Here is a 13,576-nt window from a genome sequence, read left to right on the forward strand (position 1 = left end):
ACCCCGCTCACAGCACGTGCTGGCCGTACATCTCCCCCAGCGGGTCGGCGATGAGCTCGATGCGCGCACCGTCGGGGTCGCGGAAGTAGACCGAGACACCGGAGTGCACCTCGTGCTCCACCCCGGCCTCGGCGAGCCGCGCGACGAGCTCGTCCCACCGCTGCGGCTCGACGCTGATCGCCATGTGGTGCAGCCCGCCGAGGACCTCGGCGTAGGGGCCGACGTCGAGGCCCGGGAAGTCGAAGAACGCGAGCAGGTTCCCGTTGCCGATGTCGAAGAAGAAGTGCGAGGACCCCGGGTAGTCCCGGTTCTCGATCAGCTCGGTGAGCGGGAAGCCGAGGACGTCCTGGTAGAAGCGCACGGTCCGCTCGACGTCCGAGCTCACCAGGGCGGTGTGGTGCAGGCCGCGGGCGGTCGAGGCCGGCCGCTCCCCCGCCGGCTTCAGGTGGGCGGAACGGATCCGGTCGCGGGCGGCGTCGAGGGCGGTGGTGTCGGTGGGGGTGCCGGTGTCGGTCATGGCGGTCAGCCCTTCAGCAGTGAGGTGAAGTCGGGGACGTCGGCGAACAGGTCGGTGCGGGTGGCCGGCGGCCGGGCCGCGACGGCGTCGGCCAGCTCGCCCGCGGCGCGCCCGACACGGCCGTCCAGTGTGGTGCCCACCTCGGTCGCGCCCCAGTCCTCGGGTGCGGCGAACACCGCGGTCGGGACCGTCGCGGCCCGCAGGTACGCGAACAGCGGGCGCATCGCGTGCTCCAGGGCCAGCGAGTGCCGCGCCGTGCCGCCGGTCGCGGCGAGCAGCACCGGGGTGCCGGTGAGTGCGTCGCGGTCCAGGACGTCGACGAAGGTCTTGAACAGCCCGCTGTAGGACGCCGAGAAGATCGGCGTCACGGCGACGACGGCGTCCGCCGCGGCCACCGACTCCAGCACCGGCGCCAGCGCGGTGTTCGGGAAGCCGGCGACCAGGTGGTCGGCGAGGTCGCGGGCGTGCTCGCGCAGCTCCACGACCTGCACCTCGGCCCGCTCGCCCCGGTCGGCCAGTGCGGCCGTGACCGCGGCGGCGAGGCGGTCGGCCAGCAGCCGGGTCGACGACGGCGTCGACAGCCCGGCGCTGAGCACGACGATCCTGCGGGTGGTCATCACGCGACCTCCTTCTCCTGCGTCCCGGTGCTGTCGGTGCTGCCGGTGCCCGCGGCGTCGCGGGCGGCGACCAGCGAGGCGTGGGTCGGCGCGTCCGGGACGCCCGGCGCGCGCAGCGCGGCGAACTCCTTGCGCAGCACCGGCACGACCTCCTCGCCCAGCAGGTCGAGCTGCTCCAGCACGGTCTTCAGCGGCAGGCCGGCGTGGTCGATGAGGAACAGCTGGCGCTGGTAGTCACCGACGTAGTCGCGGAAGCCCAGCGTCCGCTCGATGACCTGCTGCGGGCTGCCGACGGTCAGCGGGGTCTCGCGGGTGAAGTCCTCCAGCGAGGGCCCGTGCCCGTAGACCGGGGCGTTGTCGAAGTACGGCCGGAACTCGCGCACCGCGTCCTGGCTGTTGCGGCGCATGAACACCTGCCCACCGAGGCCGACGATGGCGCGGTCGGCCGGTCCGTGACCGTGGTGCTCCCAGCGCGTGCGGTAGAACTCGACCATCCGCTTCGTGTGCGACGCCGGCCAGAAGATGTGGTTGTGGAAGAAGCCGTCGCCGTAGTAGGCGGCCTGCTCGGCGATCTCGGGGCTGCGGATCGAGCCGTGCCACACGAACGGCGCGACGCCGTCGAGCGGGCGCGGGGTCGAGGTGAAGCCCTGCAGCGGGGTACGGAAGTGCCCCTCCCAGTCGACGACCTCGGTGTCCCACAGCTTGCGCAGCAGCGCGTAGTTCTCGACCGCCAGGTTCAGGCCCTGCCGGATGTCCTGGCCGAACCACGGGTAGACCGGGCCGGTGTTGCCGCGGCCGAGCATGAGGTCGACGCGGCCGCCCGCCACGTGCTGCAGCATCGCGAAGTCCTCGGCGATCTTCACCGGGTCGTTCGTGGTGATCAGCGTGGTCGAGGTCGACAGCTGCAGGGTCTCGGTGACGCCGGCGAGGTAGCCGAGCGTGGTGGTCGGCGACGAGGAGAAGAACGGCGGGTTGTGGTGCTCGCCGATCGCGAAGACGTCGAGACCGACCTGCTCCGCGTGCTTCGCGATGGTCAGGACGTCCTGGATCCGCTGGGCCTCGGTCGGCGTGCGGCCGGTCGTCGGGTCCGGCGTGACGTCGCTGACCGTGAAGACTCCGAACTGCACGACTTCCTCCTCTGCTCGTCGACGGCTCATTGGTTGATCCGTCATCTACATCCTGCGGCAACATAGATGATGAGTCAACTATTCCGCTACGATGGTGCCGTGACACGGTGGCTGGACGAGCGCGAGCAGGTGGCCTGGCGAGGGCTGCTCCGGATGCAGGCACGCCTGCAGGGCGAGCTGCACCGGCGGCTGCAGACCGGGTCGGGGCTCTCGCTCACCGACTTCGACGTGCTGGTGGCCCTGACCGACCGGCCCGACGAGCGGTGCCGGGTGCTGGAGCTGGCGACGCTGCTGGAGTGGGAGAAGAGCAGGCTCTCCCACCACCTGGCCCGGATGCAGAAACGCGGCCTCGTCGCCCGCGAGGAGTGCGACGACGACGGCCGCGGCAACTACGTCGTGCTCACCGAGCAGGGCCGCGCGGCGATCGAGGCCGCGGCACCGGGGCACGTGGAGACCGTGCGGGAGCTGGTCTTCGACGCCCTCTCCGACGACGACGTGGCCGCCCTGACCCGGATCACCGCGGCCGTGCAGGCCCGGCTCGACGGTCGCGACCCCCGCTGACCGCGTTCCGCGGAACGCGCGACGGCCCGCACCGGGCGTCGCCGGTACGGGCCGTCGTGAGCGGGACCGCGATCAGAACAGCAGGTCAGGGCACCAGGATGGCGCGGCCCCTGACCTTCCCGGCGTCGAGGTCGTCGAGCGCGGACTGGAATTCGTCCAGGGCGTAGGTGCTGGTGTGCAGGGTGACCCGGCCGCGGGCGGCCAGCTCCATCAGGTCGCAGAGATCGTTGTAGGACCCGACCAGGTTGCCGACCACGTTCACCTCGGCCGAGATCAGATCGATCGTCGGGACGTCGACGTTCTCGCCGTAGCCGACCACGTGGTAGTCCCCGGCGCGCCGGGTCATCGCCAGGCCCTGGGCGGTGGAGCCGCCCTCGCCGACGAAGTCGATGACGGCCTCGGCGCCGTTCCCGCCGGTGAGCGACAGGACCTCGTCGACCTGCCCGCCGTCGGCGACGATCCCGTCGTCGGCGCCGATCTCCAGCGCCAGCTTCACCGCGTCCGGGTTGCGGTCGAGCACGACCAGCCGGGCCGGGGTCAGCGCCTTCAGCACCTGGATGCCGATGTGGCCGAGCCCGCCCGCCCCGATGACGACGCAGGTGTCGCGCGGACCCAGCCGGCGTGAGGCCTTGGCCGCGGCGTGGTAGGCGGTGAGACCGGCGTCGGCGAGGGCGGCGACGTCGGCGGGCTGCAGCGACGGGTCCAGCTTGACGACGCTGCGCGCCGAGGTGCGCAGGTACTCGGCGTAGCCGCCGTGGGTGTCGATGCCCGGGAACGCCGAGGCGGTGCAGTGCACGTCGTCGCCGGAGCGGCAGGCGCGGCACAGGCCGCAGGTGGCGAGCGGGTGCAGGATGACGCCGTCGCCCTCACGGACGTGGGTCACGGCCGACCCCACGGACTCGACCCAGCCCGCGTTCTCGTGGCCGATCGTGTAGGGCAGCGTCACCTGGGACTTCTCCGCCCACTGCCCCTCGAGGACGTGCAGGTCGGTGCGGCAGACCCCGGCCCCGCCGATCCGGACGACGACGTCGAACGGGTCGACGACCTCCGGCTTCGGGACCTCGGTCAGCTCCATCGGCCGGTGGTAGCCGACCACCTGTACTGCTCTCACGACACGGATCCCTTCACGGACTCGGGGTAGCGGGTCTTCAGGAGCCCGCGGCAGAAGTGGGCGTTGCCCTCGATGGAGATCCGCACCGAGCGGGCCATCCGCAGCTTCAGCGGGACCTGCTCGGCCGGGTACGGGACGCCGTCGTGGCCGACCAGGACCGGCCGGTCGCCGCCGGTGGGCAGGCCGATCGCCGCGCGGCGGCGCAGCAGGGCGTCGGTGGCCGGGCCCGCGGGCAGGTCGGCCAGGGTGACGCCGTGCAGCGACTCGGGCGTCCGGTCCGGGTCGACCCGCAGCAGCCCGGTGAGCGAGCGCTCCATCGCGGCGGTGTGCGCCTTGCGCCGGAAGGTCTCGCGCAGCTCGTCGAGGTCGGACTCGGCCTCGTGCCGGAAGGTGCCCTTGTAGCCGGCGTCGGCGGCCAGCCCGGCGTTGATGAGGTCGGAGTCGTGGTGGTCGTCGAGCTCGACCACGACCTCGCCGGTCCAGTCCAGCGCGGTGAGCACGTCCTTCGCGTCCGAGCACATCAGGTAGGCGAAGTTCGGCGCGCAGAACGCGGTGGGCAGGCGCAGGTGCACGGTGACCCGGTCGCCGTCGACGTCGAGGGAACGGACGAACTCCAGGTCGGTGATCGGCTCGTCCAGCTCGGGGTCGACGACGGCGTCGAGCGCCCGGAACGCCTGGTCCGTACGCGAGGTGCGGGCGAGGGCGGGGGCGCTCACGAGGCCACCGGGACCTCGGTCGGGGTCTCGTCGCGCAGCTGCAGCTCGGCGGGGACCTCGATGTCGTACATCGCCGCGGCGTTGAGACCCAGGATCTTCTTCTTCTGGGCGGTGGTCAGCGGCGCGTACTCGGACAGCTCGTCCGGGATCTCGAAGTCGACGAAGCGCTCGACCAGCCAGCGCGGGGTCCAGATCGCGTAGTCGCTGGAGAACTGGATGCGGTCCTCGCCCAGCCAGTACAGGAGCTCGCCGATGATCTGGCCGAAGTACTTGGGCCGGGTGTGGATGAACGGCATCGCGACGGCCAGGCCGGCGTGCACGTTCGGCTCCTGGGTGGCGATCCAGCAGAAGTCCTCGAGGCGCGGCAGGCCGCAGTGCTCGACGACGAAGTTCAGATCGGTGAAGTCGGTGGCGACCTTGTCCACGTCGGCGACGTCGAACGCGTCGCGGTCCAGCGGGCGGATGGTGGGGCCCTTGTGGATGTGGATGTTGCGGATGCCCAGCTCCTGGGCCGCCTCGAGGTACTTGTAGGACCAGTGGTCGTCGAGCTTCCAGCCGCGGGACTCACCGTGCCACTCCGCGGTGTAGAGCTTCGCGCCCTTCAGGCCGAAGCGCTTCGCGTCCTCGCGCAGCTGCCGCAGGCCCTGCTCGCCGTTGCGGGGGTCCCAGTGGTGGTTGTAGGTCAGCTTGTCCGGGTGGGCCTGGGCGAGGGCGAAGGCCTCCTCGGTCTGGCCGAACCCGTTGTCGTAGAACTCGCCCAGGTAGGCGGGCTGGAAGACGGCATGGTCGACGTGGCCGTCGGTGAACAGGTCCTTCATCAGCCGCTCGCCGCCCTGGTAGAGGTAGTCCTCGTAGGGCCAGACCTCGGACTCGGGGCTCAGGTTGCGGTGGTAGTCGTAGAAGCAGTCGATGAACTGCTTGCCGTGGATGTTGCGCTGGTTCTCCGGGCGTGCGTCCCACAGCGCCACGTGGGCGTCCACGATGAAATAGGATTCGCCGTTCTTCGAGTACATCGTTGTCCTCTCGGTCGCGGCGAGGTGGTGGGCACCCCGCGACTGCGCGGGCCGGTGGGGATCCCGCGTCGAGGGCCGAAGGTAGGAACGACGGCGCCCCGGCGGTCGTGATCACCGTCTCAACCTGAGACGAGACGGCGTCGCGACGGCGTCGCGGATATGACACGGTCGTGAGCAGCAGGTACGAGGAGGTACGCGCGATGGGGCAGTCACTGGCTCCGGCCCGGATCTCGGCGTCCTGGGCGCGCAGCGAGACCTACGGCGCCCCCACCGAGGCGGTCGACCCGGCGTTCACCGGCGCCGTCGACGACGGCTCGCTGTTCGCCCGGTGCGGCGGCGAGGTGCTCGCCGGGCTGCACGAGGGCCTGCCGGGCGAGCCGATCTCGCTGATGCTGACCGACGCCGACGGCATCGTCGTCTCCCGGCTCTGCGACGAGCGCGGCCTGACCGACGCGCTGGACCGCACCTACCTCGCCCCCGGGTTCGCCTTCGGCGAGCGGGAGGCCGGGACCACCGGGCTCGGGCTGGCCCTGGCCGACCGGGTCCCCTCGCTGGTCCGCGGCGACGAGCACTACTGCACCGGGCTGTGGGGCTACACCTGCGCCGCCGCGCCCGTCCTCGACCCGGTCGACGGATCGCTGCTCGGCAGCATCAACCTCACCACCTGGTCGCAGCGCTCCGACGGGCTGCTGCTCGCGCTGGCGCGCACCGCGGCCGGGCAGACGTCCGCGCTGATGCTGGCGCACGGGCGCGGCGCGAGCCCCCGGCGCGCGCCGCGCGGCGAGGTCTTCCGGGTCGCCCCGCAGCCCGTCGGCGGGACCGCGGCGCTCGGCCCGGCCTGGGCCGCCGCGCTCGACGAGGTCCGCGACGCGCTGCGCGACGGCGCCCGGGTCGGGGTGGTCGGCGAGCCCGGCGCCGGCAAGTCCGCGCTGCTCGCCGCGGCCCTGCGCACCGTCCGCCCGCGGCACCGCGTGCTGCACGCCCGTCCGCCGGCCGCCGAGGACGCGGTGTCCTGGCTGTCGCTGTGGTCCCCGGAGCTGGGCAAGGACGACACCGCGGTGATCGCGGGCCGGGTGCACGAGCTGCCCACGCCCGTCGCGACCCGGCTGGCCGCGCTGGTGCGGTCGCTGCCGGGGGCGACGTTGGCCGTCACCGCCGGCGGCGTCGACGGGGTTCCGGACGCACTCTCGGGGCTGCTCGACGTCGTCGTGGAGGTGCCGGCGCTGCGGCACCGTCCCGAGGACGTACCGGTGCTGGCCGCGCACTTCGCCCGCGACGGGGTGGCCTTCACCGACGCCGCCGCCCGCGCCCTGCGCACCTACTCCTGGCCGGGCAACGTCGAGCAGCTGCGCCGCACCGTGCGCGACGCCTCGGCCCGCAGCAGCCTCGTCGACGTCCGGCACCTGCCCCCGGAGCTGCTCGCCACCCGATCCGGATCGCTGACCCGCATCGAGTCGCTGGAACGCGACGAGCTGGTCCGCTGTCTCACCGAGCACGGCATGAGCGTCACCCGGGCCGCCGAGACGCTCGGGATCAGCCGGGCGACGGCGTACCGGCGGGTGCAGCGGTACGGGATCACCACCCCGCGCTGAGCGGCTGCGGCATCATCGGTGCCGTGCCGCAGACGGTCCTCGTCGCCGACGACGACCGCGCGATCCGGGAGTCCCCGGCCCGATGAACGGATGCCCACCCGCCGTCCGTCCCGACCTGCACCACCCGGACGGGGGACGCGCTCACCGGACCGGTACTACCGGTGGCCGTGCTCACGGCCGTGGCGGGTCCTCCGGCCCTGCCGATCCCCGTCGACGGTGGGACGATCGATGTGCCGGGCAACGACGCCCCGGGAGACCCGGCGGCCGGCCCGGCCACGGGACTCGACACCGCCACCGGACGACGCCGTCACGCCCGGTGACGAGGACCCCGCGTCGTGCGACGACGACGGGCCGCCCGCCGCCTCGTGCGGCACACAGGGCACCATTCGGTGTAGGACCTGATGGGAGGCGATCGTGTTCGGACTCGCGGACACCGTGGCCGCACTGCTGGCCGCGATCCCTGCTGCGCCCGTCCGGTCGCTCCTCGTGATCGGGGTCGGGGCGTTCCTCGAGGGTCCGATCGTCACCGTCGCCGCCGCCGCGCTCGCCGGGGCCGGGCAGCTCCCCTGGTGGGGGGTGTGGCTGGCCGCGCTGGTCGCCGACGTCGTCGGGGACACCGCGCTCTACGCGCTGGGCCGCAACGGCGACCGGCCGGCCATCGCCCGCGTGCTGAACCGGCTGGGCCTGACCGAGGAGCGCCGCGAGGTGCTGACCCGCGAGGTCCACACGCACCTGCCGCGGATCGTCATCGGCGCCAAGCTCGTCGACATCGGCGCGATCCCGGCCTACCTGGCCGCCGGGCTGTCCAAGGTCGGCTACCGCCGCTTCCTGGCCTGGATCATCCCGACCAGCGCGGTGCGCGCCGCGGTGCTCGTCGGGATCGGCTACGCGGCCGGGGACCGGCTCGCCACCGACCTGGAGTCGCGGCCCTGGCTGCTCGTCGTCGGCGGGATCGCCGTCGGGCTGACCCTGGTCCTCGGGCGCACCGCGATCGTGCGGGCCACCGGCTCGCGACGTCGCGCCGACGCCCGGTCCTGACCGCGTCGATCCCCTCGCGCCGAACGTCCCCGACGTCCCGGGGCACCTCCGGCGTGTCGGCACCCGCCGGGGCACCCGCGGCGAGCACCGTCCGGCCCGGGCGGCCGGACCACGGGAGAGGACCACGCGGTGAGCACGTCGACCTGGGCCGAGGCGATCGCCGCGGGCGCGTGACGTGGTGACGGTCGGCGCGGCCCGGATCGCCGCGCCCGCCCCGGGGATCAGCCGGTCCGGGTCCGCGATGACGGCCGGGCTGCTCGAGGGCCTCCTGCACGAGGCCGCCCGGGAGCCCCGCTTCGCCGACTACCTGGACCTGTCGTCCACCAACGCCACCGCGTTCAGCCCCACCGACGTGATGCCGCTGAGCCGGTGGACGACGATGCTGATGCTCGTCCAGGCGCTGGTGTCGCTGGTGACGATCGCGCTCGTCGTCTCCCGGGCCGTGAACGTCCTGGGTGGCTGGGTCCCGGGCGGAACTCAGCCACCCAGGAGGGACCGCAGCACCCCCGGTGCGTCCGACGGGCCGGCGACCGGCGCCCACCGCGCGTTGCTGCGCGCGGCCAGCTCGGCCGCCTGCTCGTGGTCGGACTCCGGGGCCAGGATCAGCAGCTCCGGGACCCGCCGCGCCGCCGGGACCGGGTCGTGGTCGTCGGTGGCCCGGCAGTCCGAGAGCAGCACGACGATCCGCCGCTCCGCCCGCGTCCGTTCCAGCTGCGCGGTGGCCGCCCGCAACGCACCGGACAGCGCGGTCACCCCGTGCCCGCGCAGACCCAGCACCCGGTCGACGACCGCCGACGGCGGACGGGTGGACCCGATGTCGCGCAGGACCCGGGTCTCGGCCGCGAACGACAGCACCGCGTAGTCACCGGGCGCCCGGAACGCGCAGGCCGCGGCGGTCAGCGCCGCCGCGGCGAGCCGGTCCCCGCCCATCGACCCGGACGCGTCCACCACCAGGCACAACGCGAGCGCGGGCCGCGCCCAGGTGCGCGCGGTCAGCTCGTCGAGCCCGACCGGTCGCCGCGCCGCGCGGGCCTCGGCGACCGCGCCCAGCGAGGCGTCCAGGTCCAGGTCACCGCCGCGGTCGGCCGGGACCGCACGCAGCCTGCCGATCCCGCGCCGGGTGACCCGGCCGGAGCGGCCGATCTCCAGCACGACCCGGCCGGCGAGCCTGCGGGCCGCCGCCCGCAGCTTCTCGTCGGTGGCCTTGCCCATGTCGACGAGCAGCGTCAGCGTCTCGTCGGGACGCTCGGCCAGCGCGGCGTCGAACGCGTCGGGGTCGAGCACCCCGACCTCGGGCGAGATCTCGGTGAACCCCGGGTGGCCCGCCAGGGAGCTGCGGGCCACCGTGCGGTCCTCCGGGCGCGCACGCGGCCGGGACGGACGGGAGGAGCCGTCCGCGGGCCGGGGACCGCCCGCCGGTGGCGGGCTCAGGCTCCCCCCGACGCATCACCGCCGTCCGGGGCCTCGTCGGCATCGTCGGCGGGTTCCCGGCCGAACTCGGCCGTGTACAGCTCGCGGACGATGTCCTCGGCGCTGCGGGAGCCGGACTCGGCGAGCCGGATGCGGCCGGACAACGCGACCAGCGCCGCGTCCAGCCCGGCGCGCCAGTCGGTGGTCTTCCGGCCGCGGCGGGCCGCCAGCGCGGTGGTGATGCGGACGATGTCGATCGCGCCGCGGACCGAGGAGCCGACGTGCACGTCCGGGTGCTCGCGGGTGCGCCGGACCAGGGAGACGACCTTGGCGCGCCACTGCTCGTCGACCTCGGGGCCGCGCAGCGCGACGACCGCGGTCTCGTCCCCGGCGGTCTGGTAGCCCATCGCGATCCGACAGACCCGGTCGTAGACGGCAGAGGAGATCCGGGCGGTGCCGACGGCGTCGAACGGATTCATCGCGGCGACCAACCGGAATCCCCCGTGCGCGGTGATCCGGCCCAGCCGGGGCACGTGCAGCTCGCCCTCGCTCATCACGGTGATGAGGACGTTGAGGGTCTCCTCCGGGATCCGGTTGATCTCCTCGACGTAGAGCAGCGCCCCGGAGCGCAGCGCCTCGGCCAGCGGGCCGTCGACGAAGGTCTCGGGGTTGTAGCCCCGCTCCAGGACCTGGGCCGGGTCGAAGTGCCCGACCAGCCGGGCCGGGGTGAGCTCGGCGTTGCCCTCGACGAACACGAACGGGAGCTCGGCCTCCTCGGCCACCGACCGCAGCAGCGTCGTCTTCCCGGTGCCCGGCGGGCCCTCCAGGACGACGTGGGCGCCGGCCTCCAGCGCCGCGACGAGGAGCTCGACCTCCCGGCCGCGGCCGACGACGGGGGTCCCCGCGGGACCGGCGGCAGCCGGTCCCGCGGGGTTCGTGACAGACCCCATCAGTGCTCGTGCACGAGGACGCCGCGGACGTTCTTGCCGTTGAGCAGGTCGTCGTAGCCCTCGTTGACCTGGTCGAGGGTGTAGGTCCGCGTGATGATCTCGTCGAGCTTCAGGTCCCCGCTCTGGTAGAGGCCGAGGATCTTCGGGATGTCGACGGTCGGGTTGCAGTCGCCGAACAGCGAGCCCTTCACCGTCTTCTTGAACAGGGTCAGGATCGAGCCCGGCAGCTGGACATTGGTCGTCGAGAGCTTGTTCAGGCCGGTCAGCACGACGGTGCCGCCCTTGCCGGTGTTCTCGAACGCGCCGGTGACGATCTCCTCGGTCACGATGCCCGCGGTGACGATCGTCTTGTCCGCGCCGTTGCCGTTGGTCATCGCGCGGGCCAGGTCACCGGCCTCGGCGGCGGTGGCGACGGCGTGCGTGGCGCCGAGCTCCATCGCCTTCTCGCGCTTGTTGGCCAGCGGGTCGACGGCGATGAGGTTCTTCGCGCCGGCATAGCGGGCGCCCTGGACGGCGTTGATGCCGATGCCGCCGACGCCGGCGACGATCACCGTGTCGCCCGGCTCGACCTTCGCCGCGTTGACCGCGGAGCCCCACCCGGTGGGCACGCCGCAGCCGACGAGCACGGCCTTGTCCAGCGGGAGGTCGTCGTCGACCTTCACCACCGAGTTCTGGTGGATCGTGGAGTACTGGGAGAACGTGCCCAGCATGCACATCGCGCCGTACTGGCCCTTCGGCCCGGTGAAGGGGAAGCGCTCGCCCGGCAGGTAGCCCTCGAGGATGGTCGCGCCCATGTCGCAGATGGCCTGCTGCCCGGTCGCGCACCAGCGGCAGACCCCGCAGTTGGGGATGAACGAGCAGACGACGTGGTCGCCCGGCTTCACCCGGGTGACACCCGGGCCGACGTCCTCGATGATCCCGGCGCCCTCGTGCCCGAGGACCATCGGCAGGCGCGCCTCGAGGTCGCCGTGCGCGATGTGGACGTCGGAGTGGCACAGCCCGGCGTGGGTGTAGCGGATGAGGACCTCACCCTGCTGCGGCCCGTCGAGCTCGAGCTCCTCGATCTCGATCGGCTTGCCGGCCTCGTAGACGACTGCTGCCGTGGTCTTCACGGGCACGCTCCTCTGCGCTGGTGACGTCGGTGTCGACCCGGATCCTGTCCCACCCCCGGGGGTGTGGCGTGTTCCACATGTGGACACGTGCGCACTGGCTCATACCGGGCGGGCTACGTCTCCGCCACGTCGAGCGCGCGCATCCGGCGGTACAGGGTGGTGCGGCTGATCCCGAGCGCCCGTGCGGCCTCGCGCTTGTTGCCGCCCGCGACCGTCAGGGCGTGCTGGATCGCGACCCGTTCGGCGCGCTCCCGGCCGCCGAGCCGGGTGGTCCGCGGACCGGGCCGCAGGTGCTCCGGCAGATCGTCGACGTCGATCCGGCGGGTCCCGGGCAGGTGCGCCAGCTCGGTCACGACCCGGGTCAGCTCGGTCAGGTTGCCCGGCCAGGCGTACGCGGACAGCGCCGCGACCGCGGACCGGGTCAGGATCAGCTCCCGGCCCGGCCGGACCCGTGCGGCGATGTCGGCGACCAGCCCGGGCAGCTCGTCGCGGCGTTCGCGCAGCGGCGCGAGCTCGACGCGGCTCGCGCACCGGGCGACCAGCCGCGCCGCCGGGACGGACAGCTCCTCGACCGGGCCGCAGGTGAGCACGAGACGGGTCGGGCCGGCGTCGAGCAGCGGGCGGAGCACGGTGCAGAGCTCGTCGGGCAGGACGTCCACGTCGTCGACGACGACCGCGGGCGCCCCCTTCCCGACCAGCGCGGACAGCCGGGCCGCCCAGTGCCGGGACGGTCCGGTGAGGGCGTCGGTGGCCGCCAGCACGACCGGGTCGGCGGTGCCGAGCAGCCGGGCCGCCTCGGTGCTGCGCCCCGTCCCGGGCTCACCCGCGACCAGCACCGAGCGCCCGGTGGGAACCGGACGCGCGGTGCGGCGGACCGGCTCGCGCGGCGCCGCACGGACCGGGACGAGGTGGAACAGCACCCCGTCCGCGGTGTCCGCGACGGTCTCGGCCCGTACCCGGATCCCGGCGCCGTCGGGCGCCTCCAGCACCCGGGTCAGCGGGCCGTTCTCGACGACCTCGGTCCGCAGCGTCGCGAGCAGGTCCATCCCGCCCTCGCCCAGCACGGTGACGGCGCTGCGGTTGGTCAGCACCACGTCCGAGCCGAGGACCGCGATCGGCGACGAGCGCCGACGGGTGGCCTCCTGGAAGGCGAGGAACAGCCTGCGGTCGCCGTCGCGGGCGGTCTCGACGATCCGCTCCTCGATGTCCCGGGCGGCCCGCGACAGCAGCGGTGCGAACAGCGGGTGCGCACGCCCGCCGGCGACGGTGATGTCGAGGACGCCCTCGGTGCGGCCTCGCAGCGGGTGCCGGATCGGGTGGCCGAAGCAGCTGACGCCCTTGAGCCCGGCCAGGAAGTGCTCCTCGCCGTGGACCGCGATGCCGCGGCCGGTCTCGGCGGCCGTGCCGATCCCGTTGGTCCCCAGCACCTGCTCGTCGGCGGCCGCCCCGACCACCAGGCCGATGTCGTCGAAGGCCGAGGCGAGGGTGCGGTCGTCGCACCAGATGTCGAGGATCCGGCAGTCGCGGTCGGCGAGCTGCACCGAGAACGGCTCACCGGCGAGCTCGGCCGCCAGCGCCCGCAGCACCGGCTCCGCGGCGACGGCGAGCCGGCCGACCCGATCGACCTCCGTGACCTCCGGCCGGTCGGCGCCGTCCGGGTCGATGCCCGCCAGCCGCGCACGCCGCCAGGACGAGGCGATGTGCTCGCGCACGCCCCCCGGGGCGGATCGGCCGACGGCTCCGTCGGAACCCATGGCGCACACCTTCCGTGACCGTGGTGACGGAGGCGACACTACCCGCGCCCGGCCGGGT

13 protein-coding genes are annotated in these 13,576 nt (G+C 73.7%); 3 read left to right on the top strand and 10 right to left on the bottom strand.

Going from position 1 to position 13,576, the window contains the following annotated elements; all coding sequences use genetic code 11:
* Positions 1-7: 7 nt before the first annotated feature.
* Genes ATL51_RS14355 through ATL51_RS14365 form a run of 3 tightly spaced genes read right to left on the bottom strand, consistent with a single transcriptional unit; the run spans position 8 to position 2,261 of the window.
* Positions 8-517 (bottom strand): VOC family protein, encoded by a 510-nt coding sequence (locus tag ATL51_RS14355; protein WP_100878879.1) that lies wholly within the window; start codon positions 515-517, stop codon positions 8-10.
* A 5-nt stretch (positions 518-522) separates the two neighbouring features.
* The gene (locus ATL51_RS14360; RefSeq protein ID WP_073576696.1) at positions 523-1,134 is read right to left on the bottom strand and encodes a CE1759 family FMN reductase; all 612 of its coding nucleotides are present in this window, start codon (positions 1,132-1,134) and stop codon (positions 523-525) included.
* Positions 1,134-2,261, bottom strand: coding sequence for an LLM class flavin-dependent oxidoreductase (locus ATL51_RS14365; RefSeq protein ID WP_100878880.1), 1,128 nt, complete (start codon positions 2,259-2,261; stop codon positions 1,134-1,136). The genes ATL51_RS14360 and ATL51_RS14365 overlap by 1 nt, the downstream gene beginning before the upstream one ends.
* A 99-nt stretch (positions 2,262-2,360) precedes the next feature.
* On the opposite strand from ATL51_RS14365, the gene ATL51_RS14370 reads away from it, so the two are divergent.
* Positions 2,361-2,822 (top strand): MarR family winged helix-turn-helix transcriptional regulator, encoded by a 462-nt coding sequence (locus tag ATL51_RS14370; protein ID WP_073576698.1) that lies wholly within the window; start codon positions 2,361-2,363, stop codon positions 2,820-2,822.
* A gap of 85 nt (positions 2,823-2,907) precedes the next feature.
* Here ATL51_RS14370 and ATL51_RS14375 read toward each other — a convergent pair whose 3' ends face one another.
* The 3 genes from ATL51_RS14375 to ATL51_RS14385 are packed head-to-tail and all read right to left on the bottom strand — an operon-like array spanning position 2,908 to position 5,662.
* Positions 2,908-3,933 carry an NAD(P)-dependent alcohol dehydrogenase gene (locus ATL51_RS14375; RefSeq protein ID WP_100878881.1) on the bottom strand — a complete coding sequence of 342 codons (1,026 nt, stop codon included), beginning with the start codon at positions 3,931-3,933 and terminating at the stop codon, positions 2,908-2,910.
* Positions 3,930-4,649 carry an iron-sulfur cluster assembly protein gene (locus tag ATL51_RS14380; protein ID WP_073576700.1) on the bottom strand — a complete coding sequence of 240 codons (720 nt, stop codon included), beginning with the start codon at positions 4,647-4,649 and terminating at the stop codon, positions 3,930-3,932. Before ATL51_RS14380 ends, ATL51_RS14375 begins: the two co-directional genes overlap by 4 nt.
* Positions 4,646-5,662: an amidohydrolase family protein gene (locus tag ATL51_RS14385; protein ID WP_073576701.1), complete on the bottom strand. Its 1,017-nt coding sequence runs from the start codon at positions 5,660-5,662 to the stop codon at positions 4,646-4,648. Before ATL51_RS14385 ends, ATL51_RS14380 begins: the two co-directional genes overlap by 4 nt.
* 170 nt (positions 5,663-5,832) lie before the next feature.
* On the opposite strand from ATL51_RS14385, the gene ATL51_RS14390 reads away from it, so the two are divergent.
* Positions 5,833-7,254: a helix-turn-helix domain-containing protein gene (locus ATL51_RS14390; protein ID WP_301549026.1), complete on the top strand. Its 1,422-nt coding sequence runs from the start codon at positions 5,833-5,835 to the stop codon at positions 7,252-7,254.
* Positions 7,255-7,668: 414 nt separating this feature from the next.
* Entirely contained in the window at positions 7,669-8,292 is a 624-nt protein-coding gene (locus ATL51_RS14400; protein ID WP_100878883.1) for a DedA family protein, read from the top strand.
* Between the two features lie 477 nt (positions 8,293-8,769).
* On the opposite strand, the gene ATL51_RS14405 is transcribed toward ATL51_RS14400, so the two are convergent.
* The 4 genes from ATL51_RS14405 to ATL51_RS14420 form a co-directional block, all read right to left on the bottom strand.
* Complete coding sequence (locus ATL51_RS14405) at positions 8,770-9,636, bottom strand: vWA domain-containing protein (protein ID WP_301549027.1); 867 nt, start codon at positions 9,634-9,636, stop codon at positions 8,770-8,772.
* 83 nt (positions 9,637-9,719) lie between these two features.
* A complete protein-coding gene (locus tag ATL51_RS14410; protein WP_100878884.1) occupies positions 9,720-10,652 on the bottom strand; it encodes an AAA family ATPase in 933 nt (310 codons plus the stop codon).
* A complete protein-coding gene (locus ATL51_RS14415; protein WP_073576706.1) occupies positions 10,652-11,764 on the bottom strand; it encodes an NDMA-dependent alcohol dehydrogenase in 1,113 nt (370 codons plus the stop codon). The genes ATL51_RS14410 and ATL51_RS14415 overlap by 1 nt, the downstream gene beginning before the upstream one ends.
* 113 nt (positions 11,765-11,877) lie before the next feature.
* Positions 11,878-13,518, bottom strand: a complete 1,641-nt coding sequence (locus tag ATL51_RS14420) for a sigma-54-dependent Fis family transcriptional regulator (protein ID WP_157818362.1) — start codon at positions 13,516-13,518, stop codon at positions 11,878-11,880.
* Between the last annotated feature and the right edge of the window lie 58 nt (positions 13,519-13,576).

Origin of the sequence: Pseudonocardia alni, from assembly GCF_002813375.1 — a bacterium.
GTDB lineage: Bacteria > Actinomycetota > Actinomycetes > Mycobacteriales > Pseudonocardiaceae > Pseudonocardia > Pseudonocardia alni.